The organism is Streptosporangium sp. NPDC023825, assembly GCF_040639575.1.
Classification (GTDB): domain Bacteria; phylum Actinomycetota; class Actinomycetes; order Streptosporangiales; family Streptosporangiaceae; genus Streptosporangium.
On record NZ_JBFAAE010000011.1, the window covers coordinates 49681 to 65633 of the forward strand.

The window sequence follows — 15953 nt, forward strand, 5'->3', positions numbered from 1 at the left end:
CGCCCGCCGGGTTTTCCGTACGTGCCCGGGGAGTTTCCGGCACGTTGCCTCAGGAGCCGGGCCGCTCCTTGGCGGCCGGGGCGGCGGGGCGGTCGGGAGAGACCGGCTGAGCGGGGATCCGGTGCTCGGCGGTGCCGGGCCGCGCGGGGACGGGGCGCTCCCCGGTGTCCGGCGAGGTGCCCGGTGAGGTGGCCGAAGCGGTGCCCGGCGAGGTGGCCTGCGACACGGGGGCCGGGTCGTCCTCGGTGGCGGACCCGGCCGGGGCGTCCGCGTGCGCGGGAAGGTCGGAGGTGACCGGTCGCGGGGCGAGGTCGGGGGTGACCGGCTGCGGGGGAAGGTCGGAGGTGACCGGGCGGCCGGAGATGTCGGGGGCGGTCGGCTGCGGGGGGACGTCGGTGGCGAGCGTCCGCGGGGGAGCGGGGTTGCTCGGCGTGGTGGTCCCCGCGGCGGCCGGGTCGTACAGGCCGGCGGACGGGGGAACCTCGACCACCACGGTGTCCGCCGGGCCGGGGGTGGACTCCAGGACGGCCCGCGCGTGGTCCATGTGCGAGGCCGCGACCAGCACGTCGTAGCGGCCGGCGACGATCGCGCTGCGCGAGGCGAAGTCCCGCTTGCCGCCGGTGAACACGTGGTTGATGAACCCGAACGCGGCGCCCATCACCGCGCCCCACAGGGCCGCCCAGAGCACGAGCACGAAGAACGACAGCGTGGTCGAGGTGAACAGGCCGAGGAACATCCCGACCACGGCGCCGAAGGCCGCGCCGCTCCCGGCCCCGGTGAGCGCGGCCCGCCCGTTGGTCATCCTGCCGGTGACGGTCTCCTCGAGTTTCAGGTCGCTGCCGACGATCGCCACGTTCTCGACGGGAAAGCCCGCGTCGGAGAGCCCGTCCACGGTTCGCTGCGCCGCGAGGTAGTTGTCGTAGCCTGCCAGGACCCTCCGGTCCACGACGACCTGCGTGTCCAGGCCGGTGGGCGTTCCATTCATTTCCGCTCGCCTTTCGGGGGTGGGAGATGGCTCGACGGGCCGACTACCCCGTGTCCGCAGGAGGATGCGCGTCTCCCGCCGGGATCTGGCCGCGAGTGGCGAACGCCGGGAACCGTGAGTGATGAACCTCCGGGAACTGCGGGCGGAGGATCCGGGTACCGCGACAGGCGAACCCCATTAATCGGGAAAGAAACCCGGACAATTTGGACATTGGTAAGGGCTTACCGTTAGGGTTCCTACAAGATGGCGCCAGTGCAGGCGGGAGACGGGGCACCGGTGTCAGGGTCACGAAGGAACCGGAAATGATCGTGCTCATCGCGGTGGTGGAGGTGGTGCTGGTACTCGCGGCCTTCGCGGCGGTGTACAGGCTCACCCGCTACCGGAGCAGGCCGATGTGGCTGAAGGACCGTGTGCCCGACACCCGCGCCGACCCCGATGACCAGGCGCCGCGGGCCCGCGGCAGGTGACCGGCGAGAGCGGGCGCCACGCGTACGGCGGCGCCGCGCTCTCACGGGTGGATCCGCCGCGGGCGGCGGCACCGGTCCCCCGCACGGGAGGCGGCACCGCGCCCTCGCGGGCAGATCACCAGCTCTGGTGGAGCGGCATGCCCTCGGTGTAGCCGGACGAGCTCTGCACGCCGACCACCGCCCGCTCGTGGAACTCCTCCAGGGTGGAGGCGCCCGCGTAGGTGCACGAGGAGCGCAGGCCGGCCACGATGGCGTCGATCTGGTCCTCGACGCTGGGCATCGCCGGATCGAGATACATCCTGGAGGTGGAGATGCCCTCCTCGAACAACGCCTTGCGCGCCCGGTCGAAGGGGGAGTCCTCGGCCGTGCGCAACCGCACCGCGCGGGCCGAGGCCATGCCGAAGTTCTCCTTGTACTTGCGCCCGTCGGCGGAGGTGCGGGTGTCGCCGGGCGACTCGTAGGTGCCCGCGAACCACGAGCCGATCATCACGTTGGACGCCCCCGCGGCCAGGGCCAGGGCCACGTCGCGGGGGTGGCGGACACCGCCGTCGGCCCACACGTGGCGGCCCAGCCTGCGGGCCTCGGCGGCGCACTCCAGCACGGCGGAGAACTGCGGGCGGCCCACGCCGGTCATCATCCGGGTGGTGCACATGGCGCCCGGGCCGACGCCGACCTTCAGGATGTCCGCCCCGGCCTCGACGAGATCCCGCACGCCCTCGGCGGTGACGACGTTGCCCGCCGCGACGGGCACGTCGGGGTCGAGGGCCCGGACCGCCCTCAGGGCGCTGATCATCTTCTCCTGGTGGCCGTGGGCGGTGTCCACGACCAGGCAGTCCACCCCGGCGTCGAGGATCTCCTTGGCCTTGGCGGCCACGTCGCCGTTGACCCCGACGGCCGCCGCGACGCGGAGCCTGCCCGAGTCGTCGACGGCGGGCCGGTACAGGGTGGCGCGCAGCGCGCCCGTCCTGGTGAGGATGCCGACCAGCCTGCCCTCCGCGTCCACGACCGGGGCGAGCCGGTGGCGGCCCCCGTGGAGGCGGTCGAAGGCCTCGCGCGGGTCGAGCCCGGCGGGCAGCGTGAGCAGGTGGTCGGACATCACCTGGGAGAGCTGGGTGTACATGTCCACGCCGGAGCAGTCGCTCTCGGTGACCACGCCGGCCGGACGGTTGTCCCAGTCGACGATGATGATCGCGCCGTGGGCCCGCTTGGGCAGCAGGTTGAGCGCCTCGCCGACGGTGTCGTGCGGGGTGAGCGTCAGCGGGGTGTCGTGGACCAGGTCGCGCTTCTTGACCCAGTCGACGACGTCGGCGACCACGTCGATCGGGATGTCCTGCGGGATCACGGTGATCCCGCCCCGCCGCGCGACGGTCTCCGCCATCCGCCGTCCCGCCACCGCCGTCATGTTGGCGACCACGACGGGGATGGTGGTTCCGGTGCCGTCCCGGCTGGAGAGGTCGACGGCGAGCCGAGAACCGACGGAGGAGAGCGACGGGACCATGAAAACGTCGCTGTAGGTCAGGTCGTAGGCCGGTGCCATCTCATTGAGAAATCTCACGTTGATCCACCTTATCCCGTGAATTGCCAAAGATGAGCGTTCCCCTTTTCCGCTTCTCCGAAGAGGACCGGCAGGTCGGGCCGGAGGCTAAGATCCGGTTTGCGCGAATAAGTGGATGGCCATGAGGAGGCATTGTGATCGTGGTTGATCGGCCCGAGATGCTCGTCGTAGGTCATGCGGTACGGACATCGAACGCCGACGAGATGGAGCCGGGCCGGGGGAGGCTCGGCGCGCTCTGGGCGCGGGCGGGATCCCCGGGGGCCTTCGCCCACGTACCGGGACGGGTCGACGAGAACATCTACGCGGTGCTCACCGACTACGAGAGTGATCATCACGGCGCCTACACCCAGATCGTCGGGGTCGCCGTGCGCAGCGCCGCGGCGCTGCCCGAGGGCATGGTGGCGGTACGGGTCCCCGGGGTGCCGTCGCTGAAGGTCGAGGCCCGCGGGCCGATGCCGGGCGTCCTGCGGGAGGCGTGGCAGCAGCTGTGGAAGCACACCGAGTCGGGAGGCACCCCGCCGAGGGCCTTCACCACCGACCTGGAGGTGCACCACCCGGGGGGCGCCGACATCTACGCCGCCGTGTTCCCCTCGATGGGCTGACCGTCCGCGGCGAGGCTGGGAGTCTCGCCGCCCCGGTCGTGTCCGTGCTCGTCGCCCTCGTCGCCGGGGTCGTCCTCGTCGTCCGGCGGCGGGTCGGACATCTGCCAGCCCGCCAGGAGCGCCGGCAGGATGAGGTGCGTCGTGATCACGGCGCTCATGAGCGTGACGATCGCCGCCGCCGGGATCTGGACGATCTTCTCGGCTTCGCGCGAAGCGAGCAGGAGAACCAGGCTGAGAACGACGAGGACCATCGTGGTTCCCCGGCGGGCGTCGGCCTGGATCTTCTGGCGTTCGCGGATCTGGCGTTCGTCGAGATAGCGCTCGGCGAGGCCGACCACGCCGCGGGTGGCCGTGACGAGCGCCGACCAGACCACGAAATAGATCGCCAACGCGCTTCCCGCCAGGGCGAAGGTGGTCCACATGGCGACGTCGCTCGGCGCCAGGTACCAGCACACGATCGCGCTGATCCAGATCATCCCGGCGGATCCGGCGCCCATGCCGGCGAGGATCCGGCGCCGCCGGCGGGTGGCGTACCAGGAACGCGGCGGCCATTCACGGTAGCGGGCCTCCAGCCGCTCGGGAGTCAGCTCACCCATCACTTCACCTCACTGCCCAGTCGGGGGAACGGCTTCAGGGAGAAAACGACCTCCAGCGGCACCTCAAAATACTCGGCGATGCGCAGGGCGAGGAACAGGCTCGGGCTGTACTCGCCGCGTTCCAGATAGCCGATCGTCTGGTAGTGGACCCCCAGCGCGGCCGCCAGATCCTTGCGCGAGACACCGCGCTCGGCTCTCAGCACCGGGATCCGGTTGTACACGGCTTCCGCAGACATCCCAGCAGTCTCCCAGCATTCACGAGCCCTGCGCGGCGAGCTGCCGCTCGGCGAGCCGGGATCCGGACTCGCGCCGGGTAACCCGGCGGATCAGCTTCGGTGCCAGCAGCATCCCCACTACCGCCCACAGCGCGAGCGCGGCGGCCACCCAGGGCAGGCGCCAGCTCCCGCCGATCTCGACGGCCAGTACGGAGTCGGGCATGAACGCCGCGCGCAGGCCGAGTCCGTGCCAGTAGAGGGGGAACGCCTGCGAGATCCACTGGACGAACTCGGGCATGTACGTGACGGGGACCATGACGCCCGAGGTGATCATCAGGATCATCATCGGCAGCCCCAGGATCCCGGCCGCGGCCTTCGGCCCGGGGACCAGGCAGCCGATCGTCGCACCCAGCGGCACGACGGCGACCGTGCCCAGCACCGTCACCCACACCAGGGTCGTCCAATCACGGGGGAGTGTGACTCCGCCCAGGGCGACGCCCGTGACCACGATCAGCACGCTCTGCACGAGGATCTGGCACAGCACGGTCACCCCTCGCCCGACGAGGTAGGCCGGGATCCCGCCGGGAACGATCCGCAGCCGTAGGAGCGTCCCCTCCTCGCGGTCGGCGGCGATCGCCATCGGAAGGGTCATCAGACCGTTGGAGAAGACGGTGAAGGCCAGGAAGCCGATCATCATGAACGTGCCCTGGGAGGCGCTCGTCCCCTTCACCGAGCCGTCGCCGATGAAGAGCATCAGCAGGGCGAAGGTCCCCACCGTGCCGATCGCCGTGGTGATCAGTTCCTTGCGGTCCTTGATCAGGTGCAGGTGCTCGGCCCAGCCGCGTCGCAGGCCGATGCGGAGTGCTCTGACGTTCATGCCGCCCTCCCGACGAGGCTCAGGTAGTTCTCCTCCAGCGACGGACGCCGGATCTCCAGATCGGGCACCGGGCCGCCGAACCTCTGGTGCAGCTCCCACGCCGCCCGGGACGGGTCCGCGGTGGTCAGGACCCGCTCCCGGCCGTCCTCCGTCCAGCGCACGTGCGACCGCGCCTGCACGGCCTGTGCCAGCTCGGACGGGGTTCCGCACGCGGCGATCTCCCCGCCGACCAGGATCGCGGTCCGGTGCGCCAGCTTCTCGGCCTCGGCGAGGTCGTGCGTGGTCAGCAGCACCGTGATGCCCTCGTCGGCGGCCAGTTTGGTGATCAGCAGGTGGAACTCCCTGCGTGCCTCCGGGTCGAACCCGGTCGTCGGCTCGTCGAGGAACAGCAGCCGGGGGCGGCCCACGATGCCCAGGGCGACGTCCAGCCGGCGGCGCTGGCCGCCCGACAGGCGGCTCGCCCGCTGCCCGGCCTGCGCGGCCAGGCCGAGCGCGCTCAGCAGCTCGTCCGGGTCGCGTGGGTCGTCGTAGAACTCGCCGAGGTGGGCCAGGAGGTCCCTGGCGCTCCACCTGGGGTGGTCGCGCCAGCTCTGCAGCACGATCCCCAGCTTGGCTCGCCAGGCGTCGGTGCCGTGTGCGGGGTCCGTCCCCAGCACGCTCACCTCGCCGGCCGACCTGTTCCTGAAGCCCTCCAGGATCTCGATGGTGGTGGTCTTGCCCGCTCCGTTGGGGCCGAGCAGCGTGAAGATCTCTCCGTATCCGATCTCGAGGTCGACCCCTCGCAACACCTCGGCCGTGCCGTACGTCATCCGCAACCCGCGAACGCTTATCGCAGTACTCATGTGTACGAATGTAGTACTTCTACTACATATGAATCAACACCTACAACGAACAGAGGTACAGCTATGGCGGGCGCATCCCTCGTGAGCAGGGAAAGGAGCCGGGCAGGAAAAGGGGCCGGGCCGGGAAAGGGGCCGGGAAAGAGACCGGGCCGCCCGGCCGGTTCGCATGGGCGCGTCCGGCCGGGCGGCCCGATCGGACGCGCCGGTGTCTCAGAGAGGCGGTTCCCCCTGGACCTCAGGGAGGCGGTTTCCCCGAACCTCAAAGGAGGCGGTTCCCCCTGGACCTCAGGAAGGCGGTTCCCCCGAGGTCCGGAGGAGACGGTTCCCCTGAACCTCGGGGGAACCCGTTCCGTTGAGTCTCGGGGAGGTCGTTCCGCTGACAGGGCGGCCCCGAGCCGCAGAGGCTCAGCCCTCCTGCTTCCACAGGGGCTCGGGAACCTCGAAGCCCACGTCCTGGCCCCACCGGTTGCGGTAGCTCACCTCGTGCGCAGGGCGGCGGGGCGCGACGCCCCAGCGCCCGGTGGGATAGCCGAAGGTGACCGTGCAGGCCAGGGTCCAGCCCTTGCCCTCGGGCACGCCGAGCACCCGCAGCGTCTCCTCGGCGTGGAAGATGCCGAGCACGCTGGTCAGCGCGCTGCCCACCCCGTGGGCGCGGGCGGCCAGCTGCGCGCTCCACACCGAGGGGAAGATCGAGCCGCCGGACGGGTCGTTGCGGACGAACGCGAACAGCAGCAGCGGGTAGCCCTCGAAGTGGTCGGCCAGGTGCTTGGCCGACTTCAGCACGTTGAGCGTCCGGGTGTCGCCCTCGGCCTCGGCCTTCTCGCGCATCGGCTTGTAATGGCCCTCGAAGAGCCGCCCGAGCGCGTCCCGGTAGAGGGGGCCGAGCCGCTCCTTCACCGCGAGGTCGTCGACCAGCAGGAAACGCCAGCTCTGCACGTTGCCGCCGCTGGGCGCGCGGACCGCGGCGTCCAGGATGCTCCGCTGGACCTCCTCGGGGATCGGGTCCGGCTTCACCCTGCGCATCGCCCTGGTCGTGTAGAGGGCCTCGAAAACGTCCATCTTCTGCGTACCCTCGGTGCTCGCGGGCCCGTCCTCGATCCTGATGCCTTCCACGCCTTCCACGCCTTCCGTGTCCTCCGTCGTCTCGGTCTTCGTGTTCGCGGGACCGTCGCCCGCCGCCTTCCTGCCCGTCTCGCCGCCCGTCAGGCCAGCACCCCCGCTTCGCGCAGCCGCGTCGCGGTCTCCTCGGGCAGCCCCCAGGAGGACAGGTCCGCCAGCCGGGTGGCGGGGGAGAGGTCCTGCTCGGGCACGCCGAGCAGGCGCGGCGCGGGCACGGGCTGCCTGACCCCGCCGACCTCGACGAACACGCCCCTTGCCTTGTTGTGCGGGTGGTCCGCGGCCTCGCCCCCCTCCAGCACGGGGGAGACGCAGGCGTCCGTGCCGTCGAACACCGCCTCCCACTCGGCGCGGGTCCTGGACCTGAACGCCTCGGCCAGCCGCTCGCGCAGCGCGGGCCACTGCGACCTGTCGTCGCGGTCGGGCAGGTCCTCCAGGCCCATCAGGGTGGTCATCTCGGCCCAGAACTGCGGTTCCAGCGCCCCGACGGCCATGTACCGGCCGTCGGCGGTCTCGTAGGTGTCGTACATCGGCGCGCCGGTGTCGAGCAGGTTCGTGCCGCGCGGGCCCCAGCCGCCGGTCTGCACGCCGTGGTGGAACATCGCGAACAACGTCGCCGCGCCGTCCACCATGGCGGCGTCGATCACCCGGCCCTCGCCGGTCCGCTCCCGCTCGATCAGCGCCAGCAGCACGCCGTACGCGAGCATGAGGCCGCCCCCGGCGAAGTCACCGAGGATGTTGATCGGCGGGGTGGGGGGCTCGCCCGCGCGGCCCAGCATCGACAGCACGCCGGAGACGGCGATGTAGTCGATGTCGTGCCCGGCGGTCGTCGCGAGCGGTCCGTCCTGGCCCCAGCCGGTCATCCGCCCGTAGATCAGGCGCGGGTTGACCGCGTGCAGGTCGGCCGGGCCGATGCCGAGGCGCTCGGCGACGCCCGGCCGGAAGACCTCGACGACCACGTCGGCGTGGCGGGCCAGCTCCTTGAACGCGGCCACCCCCTCGGGGGACTTCAGGTCCAGGCCGACCGTCCGTTTGCCCCGGTCCATCACGTCGGGGCGCGGCCTGTCGCCGGTCCTGGCGACGACGCTCGCGCGCTCGACGCGCAGCACCTCGGCCCCGTGGTCGGCCAGCATCATCCCGGCGAAGGGCCCGGGGGCCAGCCCCGCCAGTTCGAGCACGCGGACTCCGGCCAGCGGGCCCTTCCTGGTCACGTGCTCCATCGACATTCTCCTCGGGTGCGTTCCGGGTCTCGTCGGATACGGCGTACCCGGGCAACCGCCCGGTTGCGGGCACCGCCGCCCTCCCGCCCAAGTAGAACAACATTCGGCTTTCAATGGCAAGACACATCGCGAGGAGTCGCATGGCGCCCGCGCACGTATGGGAAACTTGCGCCCTCTCCGAATGGGACCTAGGGGTTTTGCGATGACATATCCGCACAGTGAACGGGTGGTCGCTGGGCGCTATCGGTTGCTGCGGGAACTCGGCAGGGGCGGTATGGGCGTCGTGTGGGAGGGCTACGACATCCTCCTCAACCGCTCGGTCGCCGTGAAGGAAGTGCTCCTACCGCCCAACCTCTCCCCGGCCGAGCACCAGGTCCAGCTGACCCGCACCTCCCGCGAGGCCAGGACGGCGGCCAGGCTCAACCACCGCGGCATCGTGGCGATCTACGACGTGGCGGAGCAGGACGGCCGCCCCTGGATCGTGATGGAGCTGGTCAGGGCACGCGGGCTGGACGAGGTCGGCCTGCTGCCGGTGCGCCAGGTCGCCGACATCGGCCGCCAGGTCCTGTCGGCCCTGCGCGCGGCCCACGAGGCCGGGATCCTGCACCGCGACGTCAAGCCGAGCAACATCCTGCTGGACGCCGAGGGCCGCGCCGTGCTCTCCGACTTCGGCATCGCCGTCATCGAGGGCGACACCTCGCTCACCCAGACCGGCATGGTGACGGGCTCGCCGAGCTTCCTGCCGCCCGAGCGCGCCACCGGGGTCGACGCCGGCCCCTGGTCCGACCTGTGGGCACTCGGCGCCACCCTCTACGCGGCCCTGGTCGGCCACGGGCCCTTCGAGCGCCGCGACGCCATCTCCACCCTCGGCGCGCTCCTCACCGAGGAGCCCGACTTCGGCGTGCTGCCCCAGGAGATGCGAGCGGTGCTCACCGGCATGCTCCAGCGGGAGCCGGCCCACCGGCTGACCGCGCAGCAGGCCGACGCCATGCTGGCGGAGGTCATCGACGACCCCTCGGCCGCGGCCCGCCGTACCGGGGAGACCGCCGTCCGCCAGGGGCGGGGGACCGGGGGCCACCGCACGGGAGGGGCCCCGAGCCGTACCGAGGAGAACTTCAGCCGCATCGGTAAGACCTCCCACCGCACCGGGGAGCGGGAAAGGCACGACACCAGGAGCTCGGCCGTGCCCGGCCGCCGCGGGAGAGGACGGCTCCCGCTGATCGTGGGGGCCGTCGTGCTCCTGGCGGCGGGGGGCGCCGCGGCGGCCGTGGCGATGTCGCAGCCCGAGCAGCGGCCGGTGGCGCGCTCCGCGCCCACCGCCGCGGAGACCACGCCGGAGCCGGTGGAGGAGACCGAGCCGGCGACCCCCACCCCCACCCCGACCCCCACCCCCAAGCCCACCAGGACCAGGGCGGCGGTACCCGCCGGAGGGCTGAAGACGTGGCGGGCCCGCCCCCCGGAGAACTGGTCGATCAGCTACCCGGCCGGATGGAACGGCGACTGGGCGGCCGAGACGGGCTACACCCAGTGGCTGCGCCGCGACGGGGCCGCCCACATGTCGGTGGAGCCGCTGGAGGGAAGCACCGAGGGCCTGGATTCGCTCCTGGAGACCGTCAAGGAGAACGTGGCGCAGTGGAGTGAGATCGACTTCGAGGACACGGCCAAGATCCCTCTCGCCTACGGCGCCGGGCTCCAGTGGGAGTTCACCTGGACCATGAAGGACAACGGGGGAGCCCCCTGGGCCGAGGCCGGGGTGACCTACCACGAGGTGCGGCGGTTCGTCGAGGTGGGCGACTCGGTCATGGTGCTCAGCTGGACCACCCACGACGCCGACTGGGTGGCCCAGAAGGCCCTCATGACCCGTGTGTTCGACAGTTTCCACCCCCGCGGAGGCGAGTGACATGTCCTGGAAGGTGCTCGCGCTGCCGCCCCTCCCCCAGGAGGCGGTGCGCAACCTGCTCGGCTCGCTCGGCGACCGGGTCGCCGTGTCGGTTCCCGCGGCCCGCGACCGGGAGTCGCTGCTCGCCGCCCTCGGCGACGCCGAGATCGTGGTCGGCGACTGGAGCGGCGGGCTCGCCCTGGACGCCGAGGCCGTCCGGGCCGCGCCGAACCTGGCGTTCGTCCAGCAGCCCTCCGTGGGCGTGGACGGCCACGATCTCGCCGCGCTCGCCGAGGCGGGCGTGCCGCTGGCCAACACCGCGGGGGTGAGCGCGATCGGGGTGGCCGAGTGGTGCCTCGCCGCCGCGCTCGCGCTGTCGCGGCGGCTGCTCGACGCCGACGCCGCGGTCCGCGCGGGACGCTGGCCGCAGCTGGACCTCGGGCCCGCCGAGCTGTACGGCTCGCGCGTCGGCATCGTCGGGTTCGGCCCGATCGGCGAGGCCGCCGCCCGGATGTTCGCCGCCCACGGATGCGAGGTCTCCTACTGGACCCGCACGCCGCGCGAGGTGCCCTACACCTACCGGGAGATCGGCGATCTCGTCGCGAGCTCCCACGTGCTCGTCCTGGTCGTCCCGCTGACGGAGGAGACCAGAAGGCTGATCGACCCGTCCCTGATGCCCGCGGGCTCGCTGCTCGTCAACGCGGCGAGGGGACAGGTGGTCGACTCGGCGGCGCTGCTGTCCGCCCTGGAGTCGGGGCACCTGGGCGGCGCCGCGCTCGACGTCTTCGACACCGAGCCGCTGCCGCAGGACGACCCGCTGCGCGGCAGTCCGGGGGTCCTGCTCTCGCCGCACGTGGCCGGGGTGACCCCCCAGTCGACCGGCCGCCTGATCCGGTGCGTGCTGGACAACCTGGAGGCGGCGATCGAGGGCCGGCCTGTGGCGAATGTGGTCAACGGGGTTGATGCGGTGGTCGGTCGAAGATCGCAAGAAGGACGGTCGTAGAGTTTTCCCGTGTTTAACGCGCCCTGCCTGGCTCCGGAGACATCCGAGTTATAACGTGCCTAGGGGCGATCTTTCCAACGAGGTCATGGGGGTGATCACCGTGCGGCAGATGACGGGGATGTCTGCGCACCGGCAAGCGGTGGAGCAGATCAGGGAGTCCTACGCCGCCATCCCGGGAGGCGCGGTGCCCCGGCTCTCCAAGGCCACCACCAACCTGTTCCGGTTCAGGGACGGCGCCCGGTCGGCGAAGCTGTCGGCCAGGGACCTGGACCAGGTCATCGAGGTCGACCCGGTGACGATGACCGCCGAGGTCCAGGGGATGACGACCTACGAGAACCTGGTGGACGCCACGCTCGCCCAAGGGTTCATGCCGTACGTCGTTCCGCAGCTGAAGACGATCACGCTGGGCGGGGCGGTGACAGGGCTCGGCATCGAGTCCACCAGCTTCAGGGAGGGGCTGCCGCACGAGTCGGTGGAGGAGATGGAGATCCTCACCGGCGACGGCAGGATCGTGGTGGCACGTGACGACAACGAGCACCGGGACCTGTTCCGGGCGTTCCCCAACTCCTACGGCACGCTCGGCTACGCCCTCCGGATCCGGATCAAGCTCAAACCCGTCGAGCCGTACGTCAGGCTGACCCACATCCCGTTCGGCGACGCCGACAAGTGCATGCTCGCGATGCGCGAGATCTGCGAGCGCGGCGAGTACGAGGGCGAGCGCGTCGACTTCGTGGACGGCACGTTCTTCGGCCCCGGGGAGCTCTACATCACGGTGGGCCGCTTCGCCGAGCGCGCCCCGTACCTCTCCGACTACACCGGGATGCGCATCTACTACCGGTCGATCCAGACCAGGACCCGCGACTGGCTGACCGTCCGCGACTACCTGTGGCGCTGGGACACCGACTGGTTCTGGTGCTCGCGCGCCTTCGGCGTGCAGACCGCGCTGGTGCGGTCCCTGATGCCGCGCAAGTGGATGCGCTCGGACGTCTACCGCAGACTCGTCGGCCTCGACCGCAAGTACGGGGTGATCGCCAGGGTCGACCGCTGGCGCGACCTGCCCGTGCAGGAGTCGGTCATCCAGGACATCGAGGTGCCCGTCGAGCGCGGTGCCGAGTTCCTGGAGTTCTTCCACGACAAGGTCGGGATGGCGCCGGTCTGGATGTGCCCGCTGAGGTCCACCGGCGAGTGGCCGCTCTATCCGCTGGAGCCGGGACGGCTCTACGTCAACTTCGGCTTCTGGGGAACGGTCCCCCTCCCCAGGGGGCAGTTCGACGGTTACCACAACCGTCTGATCGAGAACCGGGTCCACGAACTGGAGGGGCATAAATCGCTGTACTCCACTTCGTTCTACCCGGAGGATGAATTCTGGCGGTTTTATAACGGAACCGCCTACTGGCCGGTCAAGCGGGCATACGACGGGGGTGGCCGGTTGCTCGACCTCTACGACAAGTGTGTTCGGGGGCGTTAAGAGAGGCTGATTCTGTGTTGCTCGCAGAGATCTTCGAGAAGGTCATGGGGCCCGAGGCGGACGTGCGCTTCGTCGCCTACGACGGAAGCAAGGCCGGACCGGCCGGCGCCGACATCAGTGTCGAGGTGAAGACCCCGGCGGCCGTCGCGTACCTGGCGCAGGCCCCCGGAGAGCTGGGTCTGGCCAGGGCGTACGTTTCCGGCCACCTCGACGTCGACGGGGACATGTACACCCTGCTGTCGCGCATGTGGTCGCTCACCGTCAACGACATCCCGGTCGGGCAGAAGCTCGCGGCCATCCGGGCGCTCGGGGTCCGCCCGCTGCTGACGCGGATGCCGCCGCCTCCGCAGGAGGTGCGGCGCAGCATGCTCGCCCGGATGGGCAGCAGGCACGCCAAGCAGCGCGACGCCGAGGCCATCCACCACCACTACGACGTCTCCAACAAGTTCTACTCGTGGGTGCTCGGCCCCTCCATGGCCTACACCTGCGCGGTCTTCCCCGAGCAGGAGTCCACGCTGGAGGAGGCGCAGCTCACCAAGTTCGAGCTCGTCGCCCGCAAGCTGGACCTCAAGCCCGGCATGAGGCTGCTGGACGTCGGCTGCGGCTGGGGCGGCATGGTCATCCACGCCGCCCGCGAGTACGGCGTGAAGGCGCTGGGGGTCACCCTCTCGCGCCAGCAGGCCGAGTGGGCGCAGAAGGCCATCGCGGAGGCCGGTCTCGGCGAGCTCGCGGAGGTCCGTCACATGGACTACCGCGACGTGCAGGAGAGCGGCTTCGACGCCGTCAGCTCGATCGGCCTGACCGAGCACATCGGCAAGGACCAGCTGCCCTTCTACTTCCGCTTCCTGTACGACAAGCTCGTCCCCGGCGGGCGGCTGCTCAACCACTGCATCACCCGCCCGACGGGCACGGAGAAGACCCTCAACGCCGGCGGCTTCATCAACCGCTACGTGTTCCCCGACGGGGAGCTGGAGTCGGTCGGTTACCTGGCCCGCCAGATCGAGGACACCGGTTTCGAGATCCGCCACGAGGAGAACCTGCGGGAGCACTACGCGCAGACCCTCCGCTTCTGGTGCGCCAACCTCGACGACCACTGGGACGAGGCGGTCAAGGAGGTCGGCGAGGGCACGGCGCGGGTCTGGCGCCTCTACATGGCGGCCTGCGTGGTCGGCTTCGAACGCAACAAGATCCAGCTCCACCAGGTCCTCGGGGTGAAGCTCAACGCCGACGGCACGGCCGGTCTTCCGCTCCGCCCCTCGCTCGACTGGCCCTGACACCCGGGGCACGCGCACGCGGGGAGCCCCCGCGCGGGAGACGCTCGTACGGGATGTTCCTCTACGAGAATCCGCGCGGGCGCTCACGCGAACGCGTTCACACCGGACCGTGCGGCCCCTGCCGCGGACACCTCGGGGCCGGGTTCCGGACGGCGCGTCGCGCGCCGTCCGGAACCCGGCCCCGCCCGCCGTGGCCTCGTCGGCCGGGCGGGTGCGGGCCCCTCAGCGGAGCTCGCGCTTGAGGATCTTCCCGGTCGCGGTCATCGGAAGCGTGTCGCGGAACTCGACGATCCGCGGATACTTGTATCCCGCCATGTTCTCCCTGCCCCAGGCGATGAGCTCGTCCTCGGTGACCGTCGCGCCGGGGGTGCGGATGACGTACGCCTTCACCTCCTCGCCGTGCGAGTCGTGGGCGACCCCGACCACCGCCGCGAGGGAGACCTCGGGGTGGGTGATCAGGACCTCTTCGAGCTCGCGCGGGTAGACGTTGAAGCCACCCCGGATGATCATGTCCTTGGCCCGGTCGATGATGGAGTAGTAGCCGTCGGCGTCGCGGGTGGCGATGTCGCCGGTGCGGAACCAGCCGTTCCGCATGACCTCGGCGGTCGCCTCGGGCCGGTTGTAGTAGCCCTTCATCACGTTGTGGCCGCGGATCGCGATCTCGCCGGGACCCTCGCCCTCGATCGTCTTCCAGTCGTTGTCGATCAGCTTCATCTCCACGCCCCAGATCGGCGTGCCGATCGTGCCGGGCTTGGTGGGCCTGCCGAGCTGGTTGAAGCTGGCCACCGGGGAGGTCTCCGACAGGCCGTACCCCTCCAGGATGCCGATCCCGAAGGTCTTCTCGAAGTCCTTGAGCACCTCGACGGGGGAGGAGGCGCCACCGGCGGCCGCGATCCTGAGAGAGGTGGGCACCTCGTCGCCGTCGGTGTGGATCTTCGTCAGCATGGCCCAGTACATGGTGGGCACTCCCGCGAACAGCGTGATGTTCTCGGCGCGCATCAGCTCCAGGGCGGGGCCGGGCTCGAAGCGCGGCAGGAGCACGACGGTCGCCTGGCGCCGGAACCCGGCGTTCATGACGACGGTCTGCCCGAAGGAGTGGAACAGCGGCAGCACCGCCAGGTAGGCGTCGCCGCCCTCGGTGCGCGGGAACATCTCGTCGGAGACCATGGCGTTGAGCAGCATGTTCTGGTGGCTGAGCTCGGCGCCCTTGGGCTGGCCCGTGGTGCCGCTGGTGTACAGGATCACCGCGGTGTCGTCGGGCGAGGTCTGCACCGTCTCGAACTCACCGGACACGCCGTCCAGCGCCGCCCACAGCGTCTCCCCGTACTCGGACTCGGTGGCGAACGCGGTGGCGGGCAGCACGAAGAAGTGTTCGGCGGAGGCACCCTCGAAGCCGGCCCTGCCCCGCTCGCCCAGTGGCAGCTCGGGGGTGCCCTCGAAGCAGAACAACGCCTTGGCCTGGGAGTCCTCCAGGTGGTAGGTGATCTCCCTGGACTGCAGCAACACGTTGAGCGGCACGACCGTGGCGCCGGCCTTGAGGATCCCGTAGTAGACGAACGGGAAGTAGGGCAGGTTGGGGCAGGCCAGCGCCACCTTGTCACCCTTACCGATCCCGCGGGAGACCAGCAGGTTGGCAACCTGGTTCGCGACGGTGTTGACCAGGGAGTACGGCAGCCGCAGGTCACCGAAGACCAGTGCGGTGCGGTCGGGGGCCTCCCTGGCGCTGTCCTCCAGTGCGATCGACAGGTTGAGCATCGTACGTCCTCCTCCGAGCAAGCTCTGACCCGCTCATACTGGCAGCCCGAGATACCGACCGGTAGGTAACACGATGACAAATTGACGGGCAAACCGCGG

Annotated in this window: 15 protein-coding genes; 6 read left to right on the forward strand and 9 right to left on the reverse strand. The window is 70.7% G+C overall.

The features are described from left to right. Nucleotides 1-49 precede the first annotated feature (49 nt). A complete protein-coding gene (locus tag AB0G15_RS12945; RefSeq protein WP_362838273.1) occupies nt 50-985 on the reverse strand; it encodes a general stress protein in 936 nt (311 codons plus the stop codon). A 302-nt stretch (nt 986-1287) separates the two neighbouring features. Here AB0G15_RS12945 and AB0G15_RS12950 point away from each other — a divergent pair, with 302 nt between their 5' ends. Beyond that, nucleotides 1288-1452, forward strand: coding sequence for a hypothetical protein (locus tag AB0G15_RS12950; RefSeq protein ID WP_362838276.1), 165 nt, complete (start codon nt 1288-1290; stop codon nt 1450-1452). A 115-nt stretch (nt 1453-1567) separates the two neighbouring features. On the opposite strand, the gene AB0G15_RS12955 is transcribed toward AB0G15_RS12950, so the two are convergent. Then, complete coding sequence (locus tag AB0G15_RS12955) at nt 1568-3007, reverse strand: GuaB1 family IMP dehydrogenase-related protein (RefSeq protein ID WP_362838278.1); 1440 nt, start codon at nt 3005-3007, stop codon at nt 1568-1570. Nucleotides 3008-3141: 134 nt separating this feature from the next. On the opposite strand from AB0G15_RS12955, the gene AB0G15_RS12960 reads away from it, so the two are divergent. Continuing rightward, nucleotides 3142-3609 carry a GyrI-like domain-containing protein gene (locus tag AB0G15_RS12960; protein WP_362838280.1) on the forward strand — a complete coding sequence of 156 codons (468 nt, stop codon included), beginning with the start codon at nt 3142-3144 and terminating at the stop codon, nt 3607-3609. On the opposite strand, the gene AB0G15_RS12965 is transcribed toward AB0G15_RS12960, so the two are convergent. The 6 genes from AB0G15_RS12965 to AB0G15_RS12990 all read right to left on the reverse strand — a co-directional run bounded on the left by AB0G15_RS12965 (nt 3579) and on the right by AB0G15_RS12990 (nt 8475). Continuing rightward, nucleotides 3579-4205: a hypothetical protein gene (locus AB0G15_RS12965; protein ID WP_362838283.1), complete on the reverse strand. Its 627-nt coding sequence runs from the start codon at nt 4203-4205 to the stop codon at nt 3579-3581. The two genes, AB0G15_RS12960 and AB0G15_RS12965, sit on opposite strands and share 31 nt — an antisense overlap. After that, entirely contained in the window at nt 4205-4441 is a 237-nt protein-coding gene (locus AB0G15_RS12970) for a helix-turn-helix transcriptional regulator (RefSeq protein WP_329084317.1), read from the reverse strand. Before AB0G15_RS12970 ends, AB0G15_RS12965 begins: the two co-directional genes overlap by 1 nt. A 19-nt stretch (nt 4442-4460) precedes the next feature. Further along, nucleotides 4461-5297: an ABC transporter permease gene (locus AB0G15_RS12975; protein ID WP_362838286.1), complete on the reverse strand. Its 837-nt coding sequence runs from the start codon at nt 5295-5297 to the stop codon at nt 4461-4463. After that, nucleotides 5294-6139: an ABC transporter ATP-binding protein gene (locus AB0G15_RS12980; RefSeq protein ID WP_362838289.1), complete on the reverse strand. Its 846-nt coding sequence runs from the start codon at nt 6137-6139 to the stop codon at nt 5294-5296. Before AB0G15_RS12980 ends, AB0G15_RS12975 begins: the two co-directional genes overlap by 4 nt. 405 nt (nt 6140-6544) lie before the next feature. Then, entirely contained in the window at nt 6545-7261 is a 717-nt protein-coding gene (locus AB0G15_RS12985; protein ID WP_362838292.1) for a nitroreductase family protein, read from the reverse strand. 80 nt (nt 7262-7341) lie between these two features. Further along, complete coding sequence (locus tag AB0G15_RS12990) at nt 7342-8475, reverse strand: CaiB/BaiF CoA-transferase family protein (protein ID WP_362838296.1); 1134 nt, start codon at nt 8473-8475, stop codon at nt 7342-7344. 226 nt (nt 8476-8701) lie between these two features. Here AB0G15_RS12990 and AB0G15_RS12995 point away from each other — a divergent pair, with 226 nt between their 5' ends. The 4 genes from AB0G15_RS12995 to AB0G15_RS13010 all read left to right on the forward strand — a co-directional run bounded on the left by AB0G15_RS12995 (nt 8702) and on the right by AB0G15_RS13010 (nt 14099). Continuing rightward, nucleotides 8702-10375, forward strand: a complete 1674-nt coding sequence (locus tag AB0G15_RS12995) for a serine/threonine-protein kinase (RefSeq protein WP_362838299.1) — start codon at nt 8702-8704, stop codon at nt 10373-10375. 1 nt (nt 10376) lies between these two features. Continuing rightward, nucleotides 10377-11357 carry an NAD(P)-dependent oxidoreductase gene (locus AB0G15_RS13000; protein WP_362838302.1) on the forward strand — a complete coding sequence of 327 codons (981 nt, stop codon included), beginning with the start codon at nt 10377-10379 and terminating at the stop codon, nt 11355-11357. 109 nt (nt 11358-11466) lie between these two features. Continuing rightward, nucleotides 11467-12825, forward strand: coding sequence for an FAD-binding oxidoreductase (locus tag AB0G15_RS13005; protein WP_362838305.1), 1359 nt, complete (start codon nt 11467-11469; stop codon nt 12823-12825). 14 nt (nt 12826-12839) lie between these two features. Further along, nucleotides 12840-14099, forward strand: coding sequence for a cyclopropane-fatty-acyl-phospholipid synthase family protein (locus AB0G15_RS13010; RefSeq protein ID WP_362838308.1), 1260 nt, complete (start codon nt 12840-12842; stop codon nt 14097-14099). Nucleotides 14100-14321: 222 nt separating this feature from the next. On the opposite strand, the gene AB0G15_RS13015 is transcribed toward AB0G15_RS13010, so the two are convergent. Continuing rightward, nucleotides 14322-15854 (reverse strand): long-chain fatty acid--CoA ligase, encoded by a 1533-nt coding sequence (locus tag AB0G15_RS13015; protein ID WP_362838311.1) that lies wholly within the window; start codon nt 15852-15854, stop codon nt 14322-14324. Between the last annotated feature and the right edge of the window lie 99 nt (nt 15855-15953).

Coding starts and splice junctions, on each gene's coding strand:
- AB0G15_RS12965 (WP_362838283.1), bottom strand. CDS start 4,205: ATGGGTGAGCTGACTCCCGAGCGGCTGGAGGCCCGCTACCGTGAATGG.
- AB0G15_RS13005 (WP_362838305.1), top strand. CDS start 11,467: ATGACGGGGATGTCTGCGCACCGGCAAGCGGTGGAGCAGATCAGGGAG.
- AB0G15_RS12950 (WP_362838276.1), top strand. CDS start 1,288: ATGATCGTGCTCATCGCGGTGGTGGAGGTGGTGCTGGTACTCGCGGCC.
- AB0G15_RS12990 (WP_362838296.1), bottom strand. CDS start 8,475: ATGGAGCACGTGACCAGGAAGGGCCCGCTGGCCGGAGTCCGCGTGCTC.
- AB0G15_RS13015 (WP_362838311.1), bottom strand. CDS start 15,854: ATGCTCAACCTGTCGATCGCACTGGAGGACAGCGCCAGGGAGGCCCCC.
- AB0G15_RS12945 (WP_362838273.1), bottom strand. CDS start 985: ATGAATGGAACGCCCACCGGCCTGGACACGCAGGTCGTCGTGGACCGG.
- AB0G15_RS12970 (WP_329084317.1), bottom strand. CDS start 4,441: ATGTCTGCGGAAGCCGTGTACAACCGGATCCCGGTGCTGAGAGCCGAG.
- AB0G15_RS12975 (WP_362838286.1), bottom strand. CDS start 5,297: ATGAACGTCAGAGCACTCCGCATCGGCCTGCGACGCGGCTGGGCCGAG.
- AB0G15_RS12980 (WP_362838289.1), bottom strand. CDS start 6,139: ATGAGTACTGCGATAAGCGTTCGCGGGTTGCGGATGACGTACGGCACG.
- AB0G15_RS13000 (WP_362838302.1), top strand. CDS start 10,377: ATGTCCTGGAAGGTGCTCGCGCTGCCGCCCCTCCCCCAGGAGGCGGTG.